We start from the raw sequence: 21,790 nt of genomic DNA, 5'->3' as shown, positions 1-21,790 counted from the left end.
TCAGGGGGGATGATCAATTGACGATTACAAGACAGGACGCATGGACACAAGATGAAGATTTGCTTTTAGCAGAAGTTGTCTTAAGGCATATCCGAGATGGCGGGACCCAGCTTTCCGCATTTGAAGAGGTTGGGAAAGCATTGTCAAGAACAGCGGCAGCGTGTGGATTCAGGTGGAACTCTTACGTCAGAAAGCAGTATCAGGCAGGCATTGAGCTTGCGAAAAAACAGCGCAAAGAACTGCGTAAAAAGATTGGAATTCATTCCTCAGGCATACCGCAGCATGCGATCACGATAGAGGAGAAAGCTTCTTCTGATCAGACTGAATTGACGCTTCGAGAGGTGATTCAGTTTTTAGAGCAGCTTGAGAAAGAACCGGCGGGTCCCGCTTATTTACGCGAAGAACTTAAGGGGGCACAACATCAATTAAAGTCGCTCACCGAAGAAAATGAACAATTGAAGCGGCAATTGAAAATGACAGAGGAAGATTACAGGGCACTCATAGGAATTGTTGAAAGAGTCAAACAGAATATCAGCTTAAAAGACTACGCCAAATAGAAAAACGCCCCTCATAGATAAAAGGAGGGGCGTTTTGTCATCAATCATTAAGCGGATTCACCTGTATTCTTTCGGATATGTGCGGGTTCCCAAATGAGTGGATTTTCCCCTTTATCGCGTTCCATATCATATTTCACTGCTTCAAATCCCATTTTTTCCCAAAAACCAGCAGATTTGACACGTGGATTCGTTCGAATCGGAAGTCCGAAAGATTTTGCGAACTCAACAAGTGCTTCTCCGTACCCTTTGCGCTGATACCCTGGCAGCACTTCTAGCTTCCACAGCTCTAAATAATCATGATTATGGTCAAAATACGTATTCGTCGAGCCATCCACTTGATAGAGGCTCATACGTGCCACAAGCTTATCTCCAAAGTAAATTCCGTAAAATGGAGAATTGCTGTCATTTTCAATCATATTACTTTCAAGGTCTTCAAGCATTGAAAGTTCTTGTATGCCATATTCCTTAAATTGTTTAAATTCCTCTAACGTTTTGTAGTTAATTAGAAGGCGTTTCACTTGTGTCATACGATCTTCCCCCTTACACACATAATGTCGACAGTGATGTCATTGAAGGCGTTTTCATCCCATCCGCCTAAAAAGTTTTTACACTTATTATTATAGTTTTTAAATTAAAAAAATTCAATCATGGCGCGTCACCGGTTTTTTGCATCGAGACACGAAACTGGTAAAATAGCTGATATGATGAAGTAAATAGAAAAGGGAAGTGCGGCAGTTGAAAATTGGAATCATTGGCGGCGGTGCGATTGGTCTGCTTTGTGCCAGTTATTTATCACAGCATCATGAGATCACTCTCTTTACAAGAAGAAAAGAACAGGCAGAAGAAATTCGAGCATTAGGCATTGAACGAATGACGGGACGAGAAACATGTAAGACAGTTGTTGATGCACAGACAGGGGTAAAAGGACTGTTTGATTTACTCATTGTGACGGTGAAATATCATCAGTTGCAAGGTGTGCTGGATGAACTATCGGCACTGCCTCGCCAAAAGATCTTATTTTTGCAGAACGGAATGGCCCACCTAATGGATTTAAAGAAATGGAACACGCCACATTCGTTATATATTGGTGTGGTAGAGCACGGTGCGATGAAGGTGTCAGATCACGCAGTGAACCATACAGGCATTGGTGTCATAAAGTGGGGGGCATTTCTTCATGAGGATATAGCAGAGATGAGTGATGAGCTGAAGAAGACAGCTGCTCATTTTCAGATGATCTATACGGATGAATGGAAAAAGGTGCTGGAGGAAAAACTGCTTGTCAATGTTTGCATTAATCCGCTGACGGCTTTATTACATGTGAAAAACGGGGAGCTTATGTCCAACCCTTCATATGAACACATGATGAAATGCGCATTTGAAGAAGCGGTTTCCATTCTAGGCTTGTCTGAAAAAGAGCGGCTCTGGGCTCATGTGATGTCTATTTGTCATCAAACGGCCGGCAATCAATCGTCGATGCTTCAAGATATCGTCAAAGGCCGCCAAACCGAACGAGAAGCGATCGTTGGCTATCTTTTAAAAAATGCTCAAGCTCAAGAGATGGCGGCGCCATATCTCACTTTCTTCAATAGAAGCTTGGAAGTATTGGAAAAAAAGCAAACAAAATCTTTTGAGTGAGCTCATTTACATGCTATACTTTTTTCGGTAAACTAACTATTTATTGTAGAAAGGAAGTTCTAAACATGCAATTGACTGAACTTTCCATCCGAAGTCAGAATTTATTCATACGTGATTATATAGAAGAAAAAAAAGAGATGACTGCTTTTTTTGATTATGATATACATTCTGAGCACACATGGAAAAAAAGATACGACGATCTCATGGAAAGGAGCTTCCCGCGCGAGGCTTTAGCTGATTATATGAGCGCATATCACGCGAAGTTTGAATCGGCAGCGATGCGTCAGAACATTGAGAAGATCCGTGATGAACGGAGTGTCATGGTGGTTGGAGGGCAGCAGGCAGGCCTATTAACAGGTCCGCTTTATACCATACATAAGATGATATCCATTATTCAGTTTGCAAAAGAAAAAGAATCAGAGCTTGGTGTTCCTGTGATTCCGGTCTTTTGGGTCGCTGGTGAAGATCATGATGTCGATGAAATTAATTTTGTGTACACGTCTGGCGAAAAAGGTCCAGTCAAACAAAAGCTGCCTTTACATAACGTCAAAAAATCGGCTGCGAAAAGAACATCTCTCCATCAAGAGAAAACAGAGAAGTGGCTTCGAGATGTATTTTCAACCTATGAGGAATCTGCTTACACAAACGATTTGTTTGATCAACTTCTTCGATGTTTACGCAAATCAGACACATTTACGGATTTCTTTGAATGGATTATTTGCGACCTGTTTGAAGAAGATGGGCTGCTGTTATTGAATTCAGGAGACTTCGGCGTCAAACCGCTTGAGCGTACGTTATTCAAACAAATAATTGAGTCAAGTGATGCGATCACAACGCGGTTAAATGAAAAGCAGGCTGCTATGAAGCAAGCTGGGTATCAGCCGATTATTGAAGCGGGTGACCACCAGGCCAACCTGTTTTACGAATACGATGAGGAGCGTTTCCTAATTGAAAAAGAGCAGCACCAGTTTTCTGTACCTGAAGTGGGCCTTACTTGGACAAAAGATGAGCTTTTGCAGGAAGTGGAGGAGCACCCAGAACGGTTCAGCAATAATGTGGTGACACGTCCATTGATGCAGGAAACCCTTCTTCCAACCCTTGCTTTTATGGCTGGACATGGTGAAGTGAACTATTGGGGTGAGCTGAAAGGAATCTTTGAGCACTTTGACATCAAAATGGCACCTGTTCTTCCGAGGCTGCACGTCACCATTCTCGAAAGGCACATTGACAAGAAGCTGCCGGTAAGAGAATTGTCGGTAGAAGAAGTGCTGACAAATGGTGTGAAAGAAAAGAAGGATGCACACTTTCAGCAAAGTCTTCCAGACAGCTTTGTTCAATCGGTTGATCACGCCAAACGTGAATTAGCGAATGTTCATGAGGCAATCAGACAAGAAGCACTAAAGATTGAACCGAGCTTTGAACAGTTGCTAGATAAAAATGCCAAATTTATTGAAGACCAGCTTCAGTTTGTTTATCAAAAGGTGGCGAAGCGTGTGGAAGAGAAGGAAGGATACATCCTTCGCGACTTTGAACGGATTGAAAATAGTTTAAAACCACTTAATGCACCACAAGAAAGAATTTGGAATATCATGTACTTTTTAAACAAATATGGTCCGGAATTCTTCAAAACATTCAAAAATATGCCATTTTCATTTCAAAACAAGCAGCAAATTGTCAAACTTTGAAATAAAGTTTTAATGAACCCTGACTAGTTCAGGGTTTTTTTTTATGTAGAAACAGTGTAAAATAGGTTTTGTGGAGAGAAGTGGTGGATAGTGGAGAGTAAGGGTGAGAAAGCGGGGCCTGATTGTCATGTTCATGGGTGAATACCAACATACGATTGATACAAAAGGGCGCATGATCATCCCTGCTAAATTTAGAGACGGTCTCGGAGAACAGTTTGTGCTCACGAGAGGGCTTGATCAATGTTTATTTGGCTACCCTATGAGTGAGTGGAAACAAATTGAAGAGAAACTCAAAGCACTACCGCTGACGAAAAAAGATGCACGTGCGTTTACCCGGTTTTTCTTTTCTGGCGCAGTCGAATGTGAGCTGGACAAGCAGGGGCGCATTAACATCGCTTCTAACCTACTCCAATATGCAAAACTCGAAAAAGAATGTGTGGTCATCGGCGTTTCAAATCGAATTGAGTTGTGGAGTAAGTCGATCTGGGAACAATATACAGAAGAGCAAGAAGATTCTTTTGCTGAAATTGCTGAAAACATGATTGGATTTGATATATAATAATCCCTTGTGCAGCAAGCTTTCTACACATTCATTTCTATTTGAAAAAGGTGGGACCATAACATCATGTTTCAACATGAGACAGTATTATTAAAAGAAACAGTAGACGGTTTAAACGTCAAAGAAGACGGTACATATGTGGACTGCACGCTAGGCGGCGCAGGTCATAGCTCATATTTACTATCTCAATTATCAGAAAAAGGTACATTAATTGGATTTGACCAAGACGATGCTGCACTGGATCATGCACGAAAGAAGCTCGCGGATGCAAAAGCGAACATTCTTTTTATAAAAAGCAACTTCCGATATTTAAAAGAACGTCTGAATGAACAAGGCATTACAAGCGTAGACGGTGTGATTTTTGATCTTGGGGTTTCATCTCCTCAGCTCGACACACCAGAAAGAGGCTTTAGTTATCACCATGATGCACCTCTTGACATGCGAATGGATCAAACCGCTGCTTTGTCGGCAAAACAAGTGGTGAATGAATGGCCATTTGAAGATCTAGTTCGGATTTTCTACAAATATGGGGAAGAAAAATTCAGCAAGCAAATCGCACGCAAAATTGAAGAAGCCAGAAAAAAAGCGCCAATTGAAACAACGGGTGAGCTTGTCGACATTATCAAAGAAGGAATTCCCGCACCTGCAAGGCGAACTGGCGGACATCCAGCGAAAAGGGTGTTTCAAGCGATCCGAATTGCCGTAAATGACGAATTGAAAGTATTTGAAGAAGCACTAGAACAAGCAATAGAGTTACTCAATCCGAAGGGGAGAATTTCTGTTATTACATTCCATTCACTTGAAGACCGGATTTGTAAAAGTACATTTAAAGAAATGTCTTCTCTTCCAGAACTACCGCACGGACTACCAGTGATTCCAGAAGGACTTGAACCAAAACTGAAGCTGATCACGAGAAAACCAATCGTTGCATCAGAACAAGAGCTGGAACATAACAACCGTGCCCGTTCAGCGAAGCTCCGAATTGCAGAAAAAAAGTAATTGACACCATAGATGATGATAAAAAGGAGGTTTCTTATGAGTAATTTGGCTTATCAAAGAGAGATAAAGCAACATCAAACAGAGCGGCAAGGCCAATCGGTTGTCATTAGAAGAAGAGGTTCTATTACACTTGGTGAAAAAATCTTACTTGTCATGTTTGTCATGGCTCTTATGTGCAGCTCCATCCTTATCATTTCTAAAGCCTTTGCTGTCTATCAAGCAAATATCGAAGTACAGAAATTAGAACAGCAAGTGTCTTTAGAATCGAAAAAAATCACTGAGCTACAAAAGCAAAAAGATTTACTAAGTGAACCAGAAAGAATCATTGAAGCCGCTAAAAAAGCAGGCTTAAGTATATCGAAAGATGTGAAGAAGGTCGATTAACATGGCGATGCCTAAAAAGAATAAAATGATGAACAGAGGCGCGGCAATTGCGAGTATTTGCTTCGCCCTGTTTTTCTTTATCATCCTTGCACGTTTTATTTATATTCAGGTTACTGGAACAGTAGATGGACAAGTGTTAGCCGCAAAAGCAAATGAACAATATCAATCGAAGAAAACACTTGAAGCCAAAAGAGGGTCCATTTTAGATCGAAATGGAAATGTGATTGCAGAGGACACATCTGTTTATAAGCTCATTGCAATCCTGAGCAAGAAAATGACAGTCGATCTTAAGCATCCGATGCATGTCGTTGACAAAGAAAAGACAGCAAAAGAGCTGTCAAAAGTCATTGATATGAGCGAAAGTGAAATTTTAAAGCGCTTGAATACAAAGGGCGCGTTCCAAGTCGAGTTTGGTAAAGCCGGAAAGGATATTAGCTTTTCAACAAAGGAAAAAATTGAAAAGCTAAAGCTTCCTGGAATCGCATTTGAAAAGGACACGAAGCGCTATTATCCAAACGGCATGTTTGCTTCGAACTTAATTGGTTATGCCAGATTAGATGAAGCAACCAAGGATATGTCAGGTGCGATGGGTCTTGAAAAGGCTCTGAATAAATATTTGAGAGAAAAAGACGGCTATGTGACGTATAACAGTGACAGAAGCGGATGGGCGCTTCCGAATAGCAAAGAAGACATTGTCGCCCCGAAAGACGGGAAAAACGTCACGCTGACCATCGATCAAAAAATTCAGGCATTTCTTGAAGAAAGTATGACGCAGGTCGCTAAAAAATATAAGCCGAAGAAAATCATTGCGACAGTCGTTGATCCGAAAACAGGAAAAGTTCTCGCGATGGGACAGCGCCCAAGCTTTAATTTAAATGAACTGGACATTACGAATTATAACAATGATGTCATTTCATATGCATTTGAACCAGGTTCAACGATGAAAATCTTTACACTTGCTGCTGCGATTGAGGAAGGAGTATATCAAGGCAGTGAAAAGTATCAATCGGGAACTTATAAAGTAGGCGGCGGTCTTGTAAGAGACCATAACAACGGAAATGGCTGGGGGAAAATTGATTTTCATGAAGGTGTTCTTCGTTCTTCAAACGTTGCCTTTGCGAAACTGGCAAAGGAGAAGCTTGGCTTCACGAGGTACGAACAATACTTGCAAAAATTCCATTTCTATGACAAAACGGGAATAGACTTGCCGAACGAAGCGTCTAGTAAAATCAATTTTAGATACGAATATGACAAAGCATCGACGGCTTATGGTCAAGCGTCTGCGATTACACCAATTCAGCAAATTGAAGCGGCGACAGCGATTGCAAACGGCGGAACGATGATGAAGCCATATGTCATTGATCATATTACAGACCCGAACACAAACAAAACGATTTTACAGCACGAACCAACAGTAGCAGGAAAACCGATTTCCTCTCAGACAGCCAAACAAGTTCGTGACATTTTAGGTGAGGTTGTTTCTTCGAAAATTGGGACAGGTCAGCCATATCAAATCAAAGGCTTTGACGTCGCCGGAAAAACAGGAACAGGACAAATTGGCGGTGCCGGCGGTTACCTCAAAGGCCGAAATGATTACGTCTATTCGTTTATGGGAATGGCACCAAAAGATGATCCGAAGCTGCTTGTTTATGTGGCAGTACAGCAGCCTCAGCTATCTGAAACGCAAACAGGCTCTGCCCCTGTTTCGGAAATCTTCAACCCTGTAATGAAAAATAGTTTGCTCTATTTAAATATCGCACCAACAAAAACAGACGATAAAAAATCAAGCAAACAAAAAGTAAAACAAGAAACAATGCCTTCATTCCTAGATTTAGAAGTGAAGCAGGCAGAAACCGAAGCCAAAAACAAAAACTTAACGCCTGTTGTCATCGGTGATGGTCTATCCATTAAACGCCAGTGGCCGAATGCAGGCTCTGAATTCTCTGAAAGCCAGAAAGTCTTTTTGAAAACAGCAGGAAAAACCATTAAAATGCCTGATATGACGGGCTGGTCAAGAAGGGAAGTACTGCAATATGCGTCCATTTCTGGTGTGCATATTGAAACAAGCGGACAAGGATATGCTGTCAAACAAAGCGTCAAGAGTGGAGCGGAGATTTCAGATCAAGTCGTCACCGTGACATTTAAAAGTCCAAATTAACGGAACAACCTAGCAAATCATTTGCTAGGTTTTCTTTTATTCCAGCAAATGGGACGAGATCGTTCTACAAAAAGGCGGGCTTGCATATGATGAAAACAAGCCATATGTAAGGAGTGAACCGGGCGTGCGAGTGTCAAGTGTAACAGTGAGAAAACGATTGCTTTTCGTGCTGCTGTTTGGGGTGATCATTTTTTTCATCATAGATACTAGATTAGGATATGTACAATTTATTATGGGTGAGAAGCTGACAAGCTTAGCGAAAGATTCATGGAGCCGTAATCTCCCTTTTGAGCCGGAACGAGGAGATATTTTGGATCGAAATGGTGTAGAGCTGGCGACGAACAAAAGTGCTCCCTCTATTTTAGTTGTACCGCGGCAGATCAAAGACCCAGCAGAAACAAGCAAAAAGCTGGCAGCAGTGCTGAATATGTCGGAGGAGAAAGCGTACAAGCACGTCACCAAGAAAACATCAATAGAGCGAATTTCTCCAGAGGGCAGAAAAGTATCTCATGAAAAGGCAAAAGAGGTAAGAGAGCTTGATTTAGATGGGGTCTATGTGGCAGAAGACAGCATCAGACATTACCCTTTTGGAAGTTTCTTGTCCCATGTTTTGGGCTTTGCTGGAATTGATAATCAAGGGTTGCTTGGACTTGAAGCTTACTATGATGATGACTTAAAAGGTGAAAAAGGATCTGTGAAATTCTATTCCGATGCAAAGGGACAGAAAATGCCAGATGAAGCAGATGATTATACACCGCCTAAAGATGGACTTGATATGAAATTAACGGTCGATTCGAAAGTGCAAACCATTATTGAACGAGAATTAGATAATGCGCAGGCAAAATATAACCCAGATGGCATGATCGCCATTGCCATGAACCCGAAAAATGGTGAGGTACTGGGGATGTCAAGCAGGCCTGATTTTGATCCAGCTGACTACCAATCTGTTGATCCAAAAGTGTTTAACCGAAATTTACCGGTGTGGAGCACATATGAACCAGGATCAACGTTTAAAATCATTACGCTGGCAGCAGCATTAGAAGAAAACAAAGTGAATTTAAAACGTGACCACTTTTTTGACAGTGGCTCTGTGACAGTTGATGGCGCAAGGCTCAGATGCTGGAAAAAAGGAGGACATGGGTCACAGTCGTTTTTAGAAGTGGTACAAAACTCCTGTAACCCAGGCTTCGTCGAGCTAGGCGATCGTCTTGGAAAAGATCAATTATTTTCTTATATTAAAGATTTCGGATTTGGTCAAAAAACAGGAATCGATCTTCAAGGGGAGGGAAGAGGAATTTTGTTCCCGCTTGATCGTGTAGGTCCTGTAGAGCAGGCAACAACTGCCTTTGGTCAAGGTGTATCCGTTACGCCGATCCAACAAGTGGCCGCAGTAGCTGCTGCGGTAAATGGCGGGACGCTTTACACACCTTATATTGCAAAAGAATGGATAGATCCGATTACAAAAGAGGTCGTCAAAAAGCAATCACCGATTGCCAAAAAGAAAGTCATTTCAGCTGAGACGTCAAAAGAAATCAGATATGCTCTTGAAAGTGTAGTGGCTCAAGGAACTGGCCGGAATGCTTTCGTTGAAGGATACCGGGTCGGCGGGAAAACAGGAACGGCACAGAAAGTAAAAGACGGGAAGTACATGGAAAATAACCACATCGTGTCGTTTATCGGGTTTGCACCTGCTGATGACCCAAGCATCGTTGTGTACGTTGCAGTGGATAACCCAAAAGGAACCATCCAATTTGGTGGTACAGTGGCAGCACCAATTGTCGGCCATATTATGCGAGACAGCCTGCCTGAAATGGGTGTAAAAAAAAGAAAGGGACAAATCGAAAAGAAGTATCAGTGGCTGGACACAAAAACCATTGAAGTACCGAATCTTGTAGGAGGATCTGTTTCTGATCTTGAATCACTCCTGATTAATTTAAAGATCGACGCTTCTGGATCTGGCAGCAAAGTGGTGAAGCAATCGCCTGCGGCCGGAACAAAGGTCAAAGAAGGCTCAACGATCCGATTATACTTAAACGATGAATAATAAAGAATGAACAGAGGGTAGCCGCACTCATTCGGCTGCCTCTTTTTGTTGAAAGAGAAGGGTCGCTATCAAAAAAGAGCACAAAGTGTGTTTTTTCCAAGAGAAACTTAAGGAATACGCTGGATGTATCCTTTTTTTTACGATAAAATATAGACTGTGTGTTTTTTTCACAAGACATGCACTTGAACGAATTTGAGAGGTTTGATATGAAATGAAATTACAACAACTCCTTACATACTTTAAAAGTGAAAACAACGAATTAATAAATGAAAACCCTGAAATCACTTCTATTGAAATGGATTCAAGAGAAGTGAAAAGTGGGAGTCTCTTTGTCTGTATAAAAGGCTATACAGTAGATGGACATGATTACGCTGAAAAAGCGGTGAAAAGCGGGGCTGCAGCGATTGTGGCAGAACGCCCACTTAACATAACAGAGGTACCAGTCATTATTGTAAAACACTCTCAAAGAGCACTTGCAAGAATGGCTGATGCCTTTTATGGACAGCCAACTCATAAGCTGCATCTAATCGGTATCACAGGAACAAACGGGAAAACGTCAACAACACACATGGTCGAACAAATGATGAGAAAAGCCGAAAAGAAAACAGGCTTAATTGGGACGATGTATATGAAGGTGAATGATGACATTCTCGACGTCAAAAATACAACACCTGAGAGCGTCACTCTTCAAAAGACTTTTAAACAGATGCTTGATCATGATGTAGATACGGCTATTATGGAAGTATCTTCGCATGCTTTGCAGATGGGCCGTGTTCATGGCTGTGATTATGATATTGCTGTTTTTACAAATCTCAGTCAAGATCATCTGGATTACCACAACACAATGGAAGAATATAAACATGCAAAAAGCTTACTATTCTCCCAGCTTGGGAGTGCCTTTCAGCACGATAAGCCGAAGCATGCCATTTTAAATGCAGATGATGAAGTTTCAAGTTATTTTGAAAAAGTCACAGCTGCTGAAATCACGACGTATGGCATAGAGCAAGATGCAGATGTAATGGCAAAGAACATTCAAATCAACCCAAAGGGAACACAATTTGATTTGATCACTCCAATCGGCACAAAAAATGTGACAGTTGCCCTTATTGGGAAGTTCAATGTGTATAACATTCTGGCTACTGTATCAGTAGGGATCGTATCCGGCTTAACGTTTGAAACGATTGTCAGTGCAATTGAAGATCTTGAGGGAGTCAAAGGACGCTTTGAACTTGTGAACTGTGACCAAGACTTCCCTGTCATCATTGATTACGCGCATACACCTGACAGTTTAGAGAATGTACTCACAACGTGTAGAGAATTAACGGAAGGTAGAATTTTCTGTGTGATCGGCTGCGGCGGGGACCGTGATAAAACCAAGCGCCCACAGATGGCTCAAATCGCTGTGAAATATGCAGATGAGCCTGTATTTACATCAGATAACCCAAGAAGTGAAGACCCATCAGCTATTTTAAAAGACATGGAAAATGGAGTACCAGAAGCGTATTACCATAGCTTTGTGAATCGGAAACAAGCCATCTTTTTTGCCATTGCCAATGCGAAAAAAGGCGATACAGTCTTAATAGCGGGAAAAGGTCATGAGACGTACCAAATTATTGGCGATCAAGTCTATGACTTTGATGATGCAAAGGTTGCAATGGACGCTATTTTAGATCTAAACAAATCTTAAAATGATGAAAAGAGTGTAATGAAATGAAGCATTTTGTACAAAAACAACATATGAAAGTCACGAATGAATATCATAATAATGAATGCTATTTTCTGACGGGAAACGGCTTTGGAAATTCGGAAGGAGTAAAGAACAATGCTTGAACAGGTGATATTGTTTACAATCATAATGGGATTTTTAATCAGTGTTCTTTTATCCCCGATTTTTATTCCGTTTTTAAGAAGACTTAAATTTGGTCAAAGTATTAGAGAAGAAGGCCCGCAGTCTCACCAAAAGAAATCAGGTACTCCGACAATGGGCGGAATTATGATCATCTTTTCTATTACAATTACAACGATTGTGATGATCAACAAATTCTCTGAAATTAGTCCGGAAATGTTTTTACTGTTATTTGTTACCCTTGGCTACGGTTTATTAGGATTTTTAGATGATTATATTAAAGTAGCGATGAAACGAAATCTTGGATTAACGTCGAAACAGAAATTGATTGGTCAAATTGTGATTGCTGTGATTTTTTATGCAGTCTTCCATTATTACCAGTTTGCAACGACGATACGTATTCCAGGAACAGATGTCAGCTTTGACTTAGGGTGGGCATATTTTATCCTCGTCATTTTCATGCTTGTCGGTGGTTCTAATGCAGTCAACTTAACAGATGGACTAGATGGTCTATTATCTGGAACAGCTGCTATTGCATTTGGAGCTTTTGCTATACTGGCTTGGAATCAATCACAGTATGATGTGGCAATCTTTTCAGTAGCAGTAGCTGGAGCAGTCCTTGGTTTCCTTGTCTTTAACGCACATCCTGCAAAAGTATTTATGGGAGATACAGGATCACTTGCTTTAGGAGGGGCCATTGTAGCTATTGCGATTTTAACGAAACTTGAAATGTTACTTGTCATTATTGGAGGAGTGTTTGTTGTTGAAACGTTATCTGTTATCCTTCAAGTCATCTCCTTTAAAACAACGGGAAAAAGAATCTTTAAGATGAGCCCGCTTCACCACCATTATGAGTTAGTTGGCTGGTCTGAGTGGAGAGTGGTTGTCACCTTCTGGACAGCTGGTTTGTTACTTGCTGTTTTAGGAATTTACATTGAGGTGTGGTTATAATTGAATAAGATGCAAATGTTAAAAAACGAACATGTACTAGTACTAGGCCTTGCAAAAAGCGGATATGCGGCAGCCTCAATTCTTCACGAACACGGAATAAACGTGACGGTAAATGATCAAAAGCCTTTTGAAGAGAATGATCCTGCTCAGTTACTTTCTGAAAAAGGGATTGATGTCATTTGTGGCAGTCATCCTCTTCGTATGTTCGATGATAAAGAAATTACAATTTTAATTAAAAATCCTGGAATTCCTTATGAGAATGTAATGGTTCAAGAGGCAATTCGCCGAAAGATTCCAGTTTGGACTGAGATAGAGTTAGCTTATCATTTGACCTCATCTCCATTTATCGGGATTACCGGATCGAATGGGAAAACGACGACCACTACATTGATTTATGAAATGCTGAAAAAAGACAGCCAGAAAACATTGGTAGCAGGTAATATAGGCACGGTTGCTAGTGAAGTTGCTGCTAATGCAGCAGGCGATGAATGGATCGTGACTGAGCTTTCTTCATTTCAGTTAATGGGAACTGTGGAATTTAGACCCAAAATCAGCTTAATATTAAATATTTTTGACGCACATTTAGACTATCACCACACTCGTGAAGAATACGAAAAAGCAAAACAGAAAGTGTATGCACATCAACAAGAAGATGACATCGCTGTGATCAACCTAGATGATCCATCTGTTGTCAAACTAGCAGAATGTTCAAAGGCGAAAAAAGTGTTTTTCTCAGTAAAAGAGCCAGTAGAACATGGTGCTTTTATTAAAAACGGTGCTATCTATTATATGAATGAACATATCATTGACCTCAAGGAAGTTGTCCTTCCTGGTGAGCATAATCAAGAAAATATTTTAGCAGCTATTTGTGTTGTGAAAAGTGCAGGCTGCTCAAACGAAGCGATTGCCAATGTTCTCACCACATTTAGCGGGGTGAAGCATCGTTTGCAGTTTGTGGATACAATTCAAAGTAGGAAATTTTATAATGATAGTAAAGCGACCAATATACTGGCAACAAGTAAAGCTTTGTCAGCCTTTAAGCAGCCGACCATTTTACTGGCAGGCGGACTCGACCGAGGCAATGAATTTGATGAATTGAAACCTTTTATGAAGAATGTGAAAGGAATTATCACATTTGGTGAGACTGCACCTAAGTTTGTGAAGCTTGGTGAAGAGCTGGGAATACATCACGTAAAACATGTCGATAATGTTGAACAAGCAGTACCTGCGGCGTTTAGCATATCTGAAGAAGAAGACGTGATTTTATTGTCTCCGGCTTGTGCAAGCTGGGATCAGCATAAAACATTTGAAGAACGTGGAGACATGTTTGTAAACGCCGTGCATATGCTTAAATAAGGGCTTGTCTCTCAATATGACTGACAGCCCAAATGAAATTATGCTTGGGGTGTCGGTCTCTTGACGAATAAGAAAACTTCTCCGGATTTTTTGCTTGTTGTCATTACGTTACTTTTATTGACGATTGGTTTAATTATGGTGTACAGCGCAAGTGCTGTGTGGGCATCGTATAAATTTGATGATTCGTTTTATTTTGCAAAAAGACAGCTTTTGTTTGCCGGAATCGGAGTTATCGCGATGTTTTTCATTATGCGAGTTGATTATTGGACGTGGCGGACTTGGTCAAAGATATTGATTGCTGTTTGTTTTCTACTCCTCATGCTCGTACTGATCCCAGGTGTCGGTATGGAGAGAAATGGATCAAGAAGCTGGATCGGTGTCGGTGCGTTTAGTATTCAGCCCTCTGAATTTATGAAGCTTGCGATGATTGCGTTTCTTGCAAAATTCTTATCTGAAAAGCAAAAGAATATCACGTCCTTCCGTAAAGGGTTTGCCCCAGCATTAGGCATTGTGTTTTCTGCATTTGCCATCATTATGCTGCAGCCGGACCTGGGAACAGGAACGGTTATGGTTGGAACTTGTATTATTATGATATTTGTTTCAGGTGCGAGAATCGCTCACTTTATCTTTCTCGGTCTTTTAGGGCTCAGCGGATTTGCTGCACTTGTCTTATCAGCACCCTATCGAATAAAACGAATTACTTCATATTTAAATCCCTGGGAAGATCCACTAGGCAGCGGTTTTCAAATTATTCAATCCTTATACGCTGTTGGCCCAGGCGGTCTGTTCGGAATGGGGCTAGGTCAAAGCAGACAAAAATTCTTCTATTTGCCGGAGCCTCAAACAGACTTTATCTTTGCAATATTGTCTGAAGAACTTGGCTTTATAGGTGGATCGCTCATTTTGCTTCTCTTTAGTGTTCTATTATGGAGAGGTATACGAATAGCACTTGGTGCACCAGACTTATATGGAAGTTTCTTAGCAGTCGGCATCATTTCAATGGTTGCCATTCAAGTAATGATTAATATCGCAGTTGTCACCGGTCTAATTCCTGTGACGGGTATCACACTCCCATTCTTAAGTTATGGCGGCTCATCACTGACCTTAATGCTGATGGCAATTGGCGTACTTTTGAATGTAAGTAGGTACGCTAGATATTAATTTGCTGCTTATTCATGAAACCATATAGACTTTTAATTTGCAAAAGTATAAAAAAATGATTTGAAGAGTGAAAATGGCAGTTTCTGTTTCAAAAACATGATGTTTGACTCTTCTTTACAGGTTTTAACGGAGCCCTGTTGTTTAAAACAGGGTTTATACTTTGTTCAGAGCAGAAAAAAATTGAGGGGAAATGGTATAATGCGTATAGTAATCAGTGGAGGCGGAACAGGCGGACATATATATCCGGCTCTAGCTTTTATGAAAGAAGTGAAAAAACTGCATCCTGATGTAGAATTTTTATATATTGGTACTGAGAATGGACTTGAAAAGAAAATTGTAGAAAGAGAAAATATCCCTTTCAAGTCAATAGAAATCACAGGTTTTAAAAGAAAGCTTTCTTTTGATAATGTAAAAACGGTGATGAGATTTCTAAAGGGAGTTCAGAAAAGCAAATCTTATTTAAAAGAGTTTAAGCCAGATGCTGTTATTGGAACAGGTGGTTATGTGTGTGGTCCTGTCGTTTATGCGGCTTCTAAGCTGAAAATCCCGACCATTATTCACGAACAAAATAGCCTGCCAGGCATCACAAATAAGTTTTTGGCGAGATATGTTCAAAAAGTAGCCATCTGTTTTGAAGAAGCAAAGGCACATTTTCCTTCTGAAAAGGTTGTTTTTACGGGAAACCCAAGGGCCTCTGAAGTCGTCTCTATTAAAGAGGGGAAATCTCTTAAAGAGTTTGGGCTAGATGAGCAGAAAAAAACGGTTCTTATTTTTGGCGGGAGCAGAGGTGCAGCGCCAATCAATAAAGCAGTCATTGAGATGCAAGATGAATTAAAGAAAAAGAACTACCAGCTTTTATATATTACTGGCGAGGTTCATTATGAAAAAGTCATGAATGAATTAAAGGAAAAAGGTGCAGCACCGAATATGGTTACAAAGCCTTTCTTGCATCAAATGCCGGAGTACCTGAAATCGATTGATGTCATTGTTGCAAGAGCGGGAGCCACAACGATTGCTGAAGTGACAGCTCTTGGAATTCCAACAATCTTCATTCCAAGTCCATACGTGACAGCAAATCATCAGGAAATTAATGCGAGATCACTCGAAAAACATGATGCTGCTATCGTTTTAAGAGAATCAGAGCTTTCTGGAGATCGTTTGCTGCATGCAATTGATGAAATTGCAGGTAATGAAGAAAGACTAAATCAAATGAGCCGTCTAACGAAAGAACTCGGAGTGCCAGATGCGGCGGCACGTTTATATAATGTGTTAAAAGAAATTACGACTTCATGATTCAATGATATGAGGTAAGGCGGAGGGTAATATGGAGAACTTGAAGAATGAATTATTAGAAGCGCAAGTTGGTAAAGTACTTGAAAATGAACCGCTTGCAAATCATACGACAATGAAAATAGGCGGGCCGGCAGATCTATTCATCATTCCAAAAGATGTCGACGCAGTCAAAACAATTATGGATCTGGTGAGAAAACATCACGTAGATTGGACGGTTATAGGGAGAGGGTCCAATTTACTTGTACTTGATAAAGGAATTCGCGGTGTAGTTCTGAAGCTGGGCGCTGGGCTTGATCATTTAACTGTAAATGGCGAAGAAATTACAGTTGGCGGAGGCTATTCCGTTGTACGACTCGCAACGTCTCTTAGTAAGCAAGGTCTTTCAGGATTGGAATTTGCAGCGGGTATACCAGGTTCTATCGGTGGTGCTGTTTATATGAATGCAGGGGCACATGGATCTGACATCAGCAAAATTCTTGTGAAAGCTAGAGTCTTATTTGAAGATGGAACCATCGAGTGGTTAACAAATGAGCAAATGAACTTTAGCTATCGCACTTCTGTACTTCAAAAGAAACGTCCTGGTATTGTTCTTGAAGCAGTGTTCAAGCTCAAGCAGGACGAACGCGAAAAAATCACAAAGCAAATGCAGCAAAATAAAGACTATCGCAAGGAAACGCAACCTTATAATAAACCATGCGCCGGTAGTATTTTTCGAAATCCATTACCAGAATATGCAGGACAGCTTGTAGAAAAGGCGAATCTAAAAGGGTATCAGATTGGCGGAGCAAGAATTTCCGATATGCATGGAAACTTTATTGTCAACGCTGGTGGCGCCAAAGCTCAAGATGTGCTGGACTTAATTCAGTACATTCAAAAGAAAATCAAAGATGACTACAATGTAGATATGCATACAGAAGTAGAAATTATTGGTGAAGCAAATTAAAGGTTACCTTTTATGAATGCTGGCTTCACAGAAAAACAAACGGCATGAAAGAATGCCGTTTGTTTTCTAATCAAAATAAAGAATGATCCAAAGGTGCGGACAAGCAGCTTTGAATGAGGTGAAGAGTATATATGCGGCCTGATCATGAAAATGAAAAGATCGTCAATATAGAAGAGCGAATCCCTAAAATTAAAGAACAAAGAAAGCAGAAAGCGAATCGGAGATTAATTTCTTTTATCCTGCTGTTTTTTATCATGATTTTAATTATTGTTTATTTGCAAACACCAATCAGTAAAATTTCTTCTCTAACGATTACAGGTAATGAACATGTACCAACAAAACAGCTCGTGAAACTTTCAAAAATTAAAGAAGGCGAGACAGAGTTTTGGAATTTAAATAAAGATTTGACAGCAGACCATATTAAGCAAAATAAACTGATTAAAAGTGTCAGTATTAAAAAACATTTCCCAAATAAGGTCAGTATTGCTGTAAAAGAATATGCAAATATTGCATATCTTCAAAAGGGGAATTTTTATTATGAGCTTCTTGAAAATGGGACAGCCTTACCAGATGAAGTCACGCCAAGTGATGCAGGACCTATTTTTGTTGATTGGGACAACAAAGAGAAGTTGAAGCAAACAGTTAGATCTTTGAATCAACTGCCAGCTTCTATTCAGGAACTCATCTCAGAAGTATATTATGTGCCGACAAGTTCAAATCAGTGGCTCGTTAAATTTTATATGAATGACGGAAACACCGTCCTTGCATCTATTAAAACATTCGCAGATAAAATGACAACCTATCCGGCTATTGTCAAAGAACTTTCGTCATCTGAGAAAGGTACTATTCATATGGAAGTCGCTACGTATTTTGAAGCGTTTAAATCTAAGAAAAAGGAAGATGAACGTTGAGAGGCAAAACAGTCATTTTCTCAATTGTAATGCTTGTTCTTGGGTTTCTGATTTCTTTTTCATACCAATATACAAAGCAGCATAAAGCAGATGTCAGTCGAACAGAACAATGGAAAAAAGAATATTCTTTGAAAAGTCAGCTGACAAAGCAAGAAAAGGCGAATCATAAACTTGAAAAAGAACTTTATCGTCTTCAATCAAAGGTTCAAGTAACAGAGTCCAGTTTAAAAAATGAAAAAGAGCAGTTCTTTAATGTTTTGGAAGATGTTGAGAAATACAGAATGTTTACAGGAGAAATAGGAGTAAAAGGGAAAGGGGTAAAAGTATCCCTTGAAGATGCATCTTATATCCCAAGTGGACAAAATGTCAATAATTACATTGTGCATGAGAGTCACATTTTCCATGTGATAAACGAACTATTTATATCAGGGGCATCTGCTGTAGCCATTAACGGACAAAGAATCACCCACCAATCATACATACATTGTAACGGCCCAGTCGTCACAGTTGACGGCATTCAGCATCCAGCACCATTTGTCATTTCTGCTATTGGTGATCCAGCTGTGTTAATACCTGCATTAAATATTGCAGGCGGAGTGGTTGATCAGCTGACAAGTGATCATATTTCCCTGACGATTGAAAAAAAGGATATTCGTATGAATCCTCTTTTACGAAATAAAGATTAAAAGTGAAAAGGTGAGTGGTGTTGAGGAAAAAGAAGCCATTACTTAGTTTGACAGTCCTGATGGTGATATTTGGCATCATGGTCTCCATCCAATTTAACTCTTTACAAAAGCCTAAAATTCGTGATACTCGCGACGTTTGGGAATTAAGAGAGGATTTATCCGCATCTAAAAGTAAAGAATTGGATTTACTGAAAGAAATTGATAAATATGATGAAATGCTAAAGAAGTATAGTAATCATGAAGATCAATCAAAAGAAGCACAATTAACAAAAACGTTGAAGGATTTAAAAGAAAAAGCTGGTTTTACAGAGGTAACGGGAAAAGGTATTGAAGTTGAAATTACTCAGCTTTTTTCAAAAGATCTTACCGGAGAAGAAGTTAAAAATATACCGCCGGATCTTCTGAAAAAATTAATTAACGAAGTCAATATGTTTGGGGCAAAACATATGTCCATTAATGACCACCGGGTGATTAATACAAGTGTCATTCGAGATATTAATGGTACGACGAAAATGGATGGCTACAGTATAGATGGTGATACAGTCAGTATTAAGATCATCAGTCAGCAGGCAGACAAACTATACAGCCGTTTAAATGTATCAGATATTGGCGATTTGTTCGCTCAGGAAAATTTCAGCTTGAGTATTAGCCAGCCAAAAGACAAAATTCATTTAAAAGCATATGACGGTACAATTCAATTAAACGAATTGAAGCCTCTTGACGATGTAAAGGAGGGAAAATCTTAATGTGGCTTCCTGTACTTGGTTTAATCATAGGAGTTGCGATCGGTTTCTTAACAAATTTTACGATACCGAATGAGTATTCTAACTATCTTTCCCTCGCTGTACTTGCTGCGCTTGATACATTAATTGGTGGAATCAGGGCACATCTGCAAGGGGCTTACGATGAACTAGTGTTTGTATCAGGCTTTTTCTTTAATATTATACTCGCAATAAGTTTAGCTTTTCTGGGCGTCCATCTTGGTGTAGACTTGTATTTAGTCGGAATGTTTGCATTCGGCGTTAGATTATTTCAAAATATAGCCGTTATTCGAAGAATTCTACTAACAAAATGGACAATTTCTAGAGAAAAAAAGAAAAAAAGTGAGTCATAAAAAAGGATATACATATGATGTAACGAATATTTTCAGTAATCCTAATAATAAATGTTGATTTTTTAAGTTTTGTTACACACTTGTAAAAACACATGCATTGTATTGTTGTTCAGCAAATAATAGAATAGAAAGTATTGATATGTGAGGAGGTGCCATAGAATGAACAACAATGAAATTTACGTCAGCCTTGACATCGGTACATCCAATATAAAAGTTATCGTCGGAGAAATGGCGGATGATTCGCTTAACATTATAGGTGTTGGAAATGTCCCTTCAGAGGGGTTAAAAAAAGGATCGATTGTTGATATAGATGAGACAGTTCATTCTATTAGACAAGCATTTGAACAGGCTGAGAGAATGGTAGGTTTTCCTTTACAAAAGGCGATTGTCGGAATTAACGGAAACCACATTCATATTCAGAATACGAGCGGCGTGGTCGCAGTGTCTAGTGAAAACAAAGAAATACATGCTGAAGATGTGAGACGTGTCTTGGATGCTGCACAGGTAGTATCTATTCCTCAAGAACATCTCGTAATAGACGTCATTCCGAGACAATTTATTGTCGACGGAAGAGATGAGATCACAGATCCGAAAAAAATGCTTGGTGTTCGGCTAGAGGTGGATGGATCGTTAATTACAGGCTCTAAAACGATTCTACATAACTGGCTCCGATGTGTAGAGCGAGCTGGAATTGAAATTATGGATATATGTCTGCAGCCACTTGCATCGGGATCAGCAGCGTTATCGAAAGATGAAAAAAATCTAGGGGTAGCTCTTGTCGATATTGGCGGAGGGTCTACTACGATTTCCGTATTTGAAAACGGGCATCTCTATTCTACTCACAGTATCCCTTTGGGCGGAGAGAACATTACAAAAGACTTGTCTATAGGACTTAGAACTTCCACTGAAGAAGCTGAACGAATCAAAAAACAATTTGGACATGCGTTCTATGATGAGGCATCGTCTGAGGAAACTTTTGAAGTTTCCGTCATCGGTACTGACCAAAAACAGACGTATACACAACTTGAAGCGGCCAATATCATTGAAGCACGGCTGGAAGAGATTCTGCTCTTTGTGGCAGAGGAGTTAAGAAATATGGGTGTCCATGATTTGCCTGGCGGATTTGTTCTAACAGGTGGACAGGCAGCTATACCAGGCATCCTTTCTCTAGCACAAACCGTCTTGCAAAACAATGTGAGAATCGCAAGTCCTAATTATATTGGGGTGAGAGAGCCTCAATATATGACAGGAGTAGGGTTAATCCACTTTGCTTATCGCAATGCAAAGATTCAGGGCAGACAGGTTGGATTCCAAATGCCGGATGAAGCGTTTCATGAAGTAGGCGCGTCCATGGAGCCGGTTTCTTCTACATCACAAGTAAAAGAAGCTCAGCCAAGACCGAAAGTAAAACAAAAAGTACAACAAGAGACAAATAAAAAACCGGGCAAAATGAAAAAACTATTTAATATGTTCTGGGAATAGAATTAGATTTTCGACGGATTAGGAGG

20 protein-coding genes are annotated in these 21,790 nt (G+C 40.1%); 19 read left to right on the top strand and 1 reads right to left on the bottom strand.

What is annotated here, in order from left to right:
- Window positions 1-17: 17 nt before the first annotated feature.
- Window positions 18-557, top strand: coding sequence for a sporulation-specific transcriptional regulator GerR (gene gerR / locus BK049_RS01060; protein ID WP_071167661.1), 540 nt, complete (start codon window positions 18-20; stop codon window positions 555-557).
- A gap of 47 nt (window positions 558-604) precedes the next feature.
- Here gerR and BK049_RS01055 read toward each other — a convergent pair whose 3' ends face one another.
- Window positions 605-1,084, bottom strand: coding sequence for an N-acetyltransferase (locus tag BK049_RS01055; protein ID WP_008354696.1), 480 nt, complete (start codon window positions 1,082-1,084; stop codon window positions 605-607).
- Window positions 1,085-1,292: 208 nt separating this feature from the next.
- Here BK049_RS01055 and BK049_RS01050 point away from each other — a divergent pair, with 208 nt between their 5' ends.
- The 18 genes from BK049_RS01050 (at window position 1,293) to ftsA (ending at window position 21,764) form a co-directional block, all read left to right on the top strand.
- Window positions 1,293-2,192 carry a 2-dehydropantoate 2-reductase gene (locus BK049_RS01050; protein ID WP_071167660.1) on the top strand — a complete coding sequence of 300 codons (900 nt, stop codon included), beginning with the start codon at window positions 1,293-1,295 and terminating at the stop codon, window positions 2,190-2,192.
- 65 nt (window positions 2,193-2,257) lie between these two features.
- On the top strand, window positions 2,258-3,877 hold the full coding sequence (gene bshC / locus BK049_RS01045) for a bacillithiol biosynthesis cysteine-adding enzyme BshC (protein ID WP_071167659.1): 1,620 nt from the start codon (window positions 2,258-2,260) through the stop codon (window positions 3,875-3,877).
- Window positions 3,878-4,004: 127 nt separating this feature from the next.
- A complete protein-coding gene (gene mraZ / locus BK049_RS01040; RefSeq protein ID WP_008354691.1) occupies window positions 4,005-4,436 on the top strand; it encodes a division/cell wall cluster transcriptional repressor MraZ in 432 nt (143 codons plus the stop codon).
- Window positions 4,437-4,502: 66 nt separating this feature from the next.
- Window positions 4,503-5,435 (top strand): 16S rRNA (cytosine(1402)-N(4))-methyltransferase RsmH, encoded by a 933-nt coding sequence (gene rsmH / locus BK049_RS01035; protein ID WP_071167658.1) that lies wholly within the window; start codon window positions 4,503-4,505, stop codon window positions 5,433-5,435.
- A 36-nt stretch (window positions 5,436-5,471) separates the two neighbouring features.
- Window positions 5,472-5,819, top strand: a complete 348-nt coding sequence (gene ftsL / locus BK049_RS01030; protein WP_008354688.1) for a cell division protein FtsL — start codon at window positions 5,472-5,474, stop codon at window positions 5,817-5,819.
- Between the two features lie 7 nt (window positions 5,820-5,826).
- Window positions 5,827-7,977 (top strand): penicillin-binding protein, encoded by a 2,151-nt coding sequence (locus BK049_RS01025; protein WP_071169169.1) that lies wholly within the window; start codon window positions 5,827-5,829, stop codon window positions 7,975-7,977.
- A gap of 124 nt (window positions 7,978-8,101) precedes the next feature.
- The gene (locus BK049_RS01020; RefSeq protein ID WP_008354685.1) at window positions 8,102-10,021 is read left to right on the top strand and encodes a stage V sporulation protein D; all 1,920 of its coding nucleotides are present in this window, start codon (window positions 8,102-8,104) and stop codon (window positions 10,019-10,021) included.
- Window positions 10,022-10,232: 211 nt separating this feature from the next.
- A complete protein-coding gene (locus BK049_RS01015; protein WP_071167657.1) occupies window positions 10,233-11,708 on the top strand; it encodes a UDP-N-acetylmuramoyl-L-alanyl-D-glutamate--2,6-diaminopimelate ligase in 1,476 nt (491 codons plus the stop codon).
- Between the two features lie 135 nt (window positions 11,709-11,843).
- Window positions 11,844-12,818 (top strand): phospho-N-acetylmuramoyl-pentapeptide-transferase, encoded by a 975-nt coding sequence (gene mraY, locus BK049_RS01010; RefSeq protein WP_008354681.1) that lies wholly within the window; start codon window positions 11,844-11,846, stop codon window positions 12,816-12,818.
- Window positions 12,819-12,827: 9 nt separating this feature from the next.
- A complete protein-coding gene (murD, locus tag BK049_RS01005) occupies window positions 12,828-14,174 on the top strand; it encodes a UDP-N-acetylmuramoyl-L-alanine--D-glutamate ligase (protein WP_051009091.1) in 1,347 nt (448 codons plus the stop codon).
- A gap of 60 nt (window positions 14,175-14,234) precedes the next feature.
- On the top strand, window positions 14,235-15,335 hold the full coding sequence (spoVE, locus tag BK049_RS01000) for a stage V sporulation protein E (RefSeq protein ID WP_008354677.1): 1,101 nt from the start codon (window positions 14,235-14,237) through the stop codon (window positions 15,333-15,335).
- 198 nt (window positions 15,336-15,533) lie between these two features.
- The gene (gene murG / locus BK049_RS00995; protein ID WP_071167656.1) at window positions 15,534-16,628 is read left to right on the top strand and encodes an undecaprenyldiphospho-muramoylpentapeptide beta-N-acetylglucosaminyltransferase; all 1,095 of its coding nucleotides are present in this window, start codon (window positions 15,534-15,536) and stop codon (window positions 16,626-16,628) included.
- Between the two features lie 31 nt (window positions 16,629-16,659).
- Complete coding sequence (gene murB / locus BK049_RS00990) at window positions 16,660-17,571, top strand: UDP-N-acetylmuramate dehydrogenase (protein WP_008354672.1); 912 nt, start codon at window positions 16,660-16,662, stop codon at window positions 17,569-17,571.
- Between the two features lie 131 nt (window positions 17,572-17,702).
- The gene (locus BK049_RS00985; RefSeq protein ID WP_008354671.1) at window positions 17,703-18,482 is read left to right on the top strand and encodes a cell division protein FtsQ/DivIB; all 780 of its coding nucleotides are present in this window, start codon (window positions 17,703-17,705) and stop codon (window positions 18,480-18,482) included.
- Entirely contained in the window at window positions 18,479-19,168 is a 690-nt protein-coding gene (locus BK049_RS00980) for a DUF881 domain-containing protein (RefSeq protein ID WP_008354670.1), read from the top strand. The genes BK049_RS00985 and BK049_RS00980 overlap by 4 nt, the downstream gene beginning before the upstream one ends.
- Before the next feature lie 20 nt (window positions 19,169-19,188).
- Window positions 19,189-19,914 carry a DUF881 domain-containing protein gene (locus tag BK049_RS00975; RefSeq protein ID WP_071167655.1) on the top strand — a complete coding sequence of 242 codons (726 nt, stop codon included), beginning with the start codon at window positions 19,189-19,191 and terminating at the stop codon, window positions 19,912-19,914.
- Window positions 19,914-20,282 (top strand): small basic family protein, encoded by a 369-nt coding sequence (locus tag BK049_RS00970; RefSeq protein ID WP_003210988.1) that lies wholly within the window; start codon window positions 19,914-19,916, stop codon window positions 20,280-20,282. The genes BK049_RS00975 and BK049_RS00970 overlap by 1 nt, the downstream gene beginning before the upstream one ends.
- Window positions 20,283-20,441: 159 nt before the next feature.
- On the top strand, window positions 20,442-21,764 hold the full coding sequence (gene ftsA, locus BK049_RS00965) for a cell division protein FtsA (RefSeq protein ID WP_008354665.1): 1,323 nt from the start codon (window positions 20,442-20,444) through the stop codon (window positions 21,762-21,764).
- Window positions 21,765-21,790 lie beyond the last annotated feature (26 nt).

This window comes from Bacillus xiamenensis (assembly GCF_001857925.1).
GTDB classification, from domain to species: Bacteria; Bacillota; Bacilli; order Bacillales; family Bacillaceae; genus Bacillus; species Bacillus xiamenensis.
The sequence above is the reverse complement of the archived record's forward strand: the minus strand, read 5'-3'. Positions and strand labels throughout refer to the sequence as shown.

What these genes read in the sequence shown, in the direction of transcription:
- BK049_RS00985 (WP_008354671.1), top strand. Translation starts at nt 17,703, where the DNA reads ATGCGGCCTGATCATGAAAATGAAAAGATCGTCAATATAGAAGAGCGA.
- murB (WP_008354672.1), top strand. Translation starts at nt 16,660, where the DNA reads ATGGAGAACTTGAAGAATGAATTATTAGAAGCGCAAGTTGGTAAAGTA.
- mraZ (WP_008354691.1), top strand. Translation starts at nt 4,005, where the DNA reads ATGTTCATGGGTGAATACCAACATACGATTGATACAAAAGGGCGCATG.
- ftsL (WP_008354688.1), top strand. Translation starts at nt 5,472, where the DNA reads ATGAGTAATTTGGCTTATCAAAGAGAGATAAAGCAACATCAAACAGAG.
- bshC (WP_071167659.1), top strand. Translation starts at nt 2,258, where the DNA reads ATGCAATTGACTGAACTTTCCATCCGAAGTCAGAATTTATTCATACGT.
- rsmH (WP_071167658.1), top strand. Translation starts at nt 4,503, where the DNA reads ATGTTTCAACATGAGACAGTATTATTAAAAGAAACAGTAGACGGTTTA.
- BK049_RS00970 (WP_003210988.1), top strand. Translation starts at nt 19,914, where the DNA reads ATGTGGCTTCCTGTACTTGGTTTAATCATAGGAGTTGCGATCGGTTTC.
- BK049_RS01055 (WP_008354696.1), bottom strand. Translation starts at nt 1,084, where the DNA reads ATGACACAAGTGAAACGCCTTCTAATTAACTACAAAACGTTAGAGGAA.
- murD (WP_051009091.1), top strand. Translation starts at nt 12,828, where the DNA reads ATGCAAATGTTAAAAAACGAACATGTACTAGTACTAGGCCTTGCAAAA.
- BK049_RS01025 (WP_071169169.1), top strand. Translation starts at nt 5,827, where the DNA reads ATGCCTAAAAAGAATAAAATGATGAACAGAGGCGCGGCAATTGCGAGT.
- BK049_RS01015 (WP_071167657.1), top strand. Translation starts at nt 10,233, where the DNA reads ATGAAATTACAACAACTCCTTACATACTTTAAAAGTGAAAACAACGAA.
- ftsA (WP_008354665.1), top strand. Translation starts at nt 20,442, where the DNA reads ATGAACAACAATGAAATTTACGTCAGCCTTGACATCGGTACATCCAAT.
- murG (WP_071167656.1), top strand. Translation starts at nt 15,534, where the DNA reads ATGCGTATAGTAATCAGTGGAGGCGGAACAGGCGGACATATATATCCG.
- mraY (WP_008354681.1), top strand. Translation starts at nt 11,844, where the DNA reads ATGCTTGAACAGGTGATATTGTTTACAATCATAATGGGATTTTTAATC.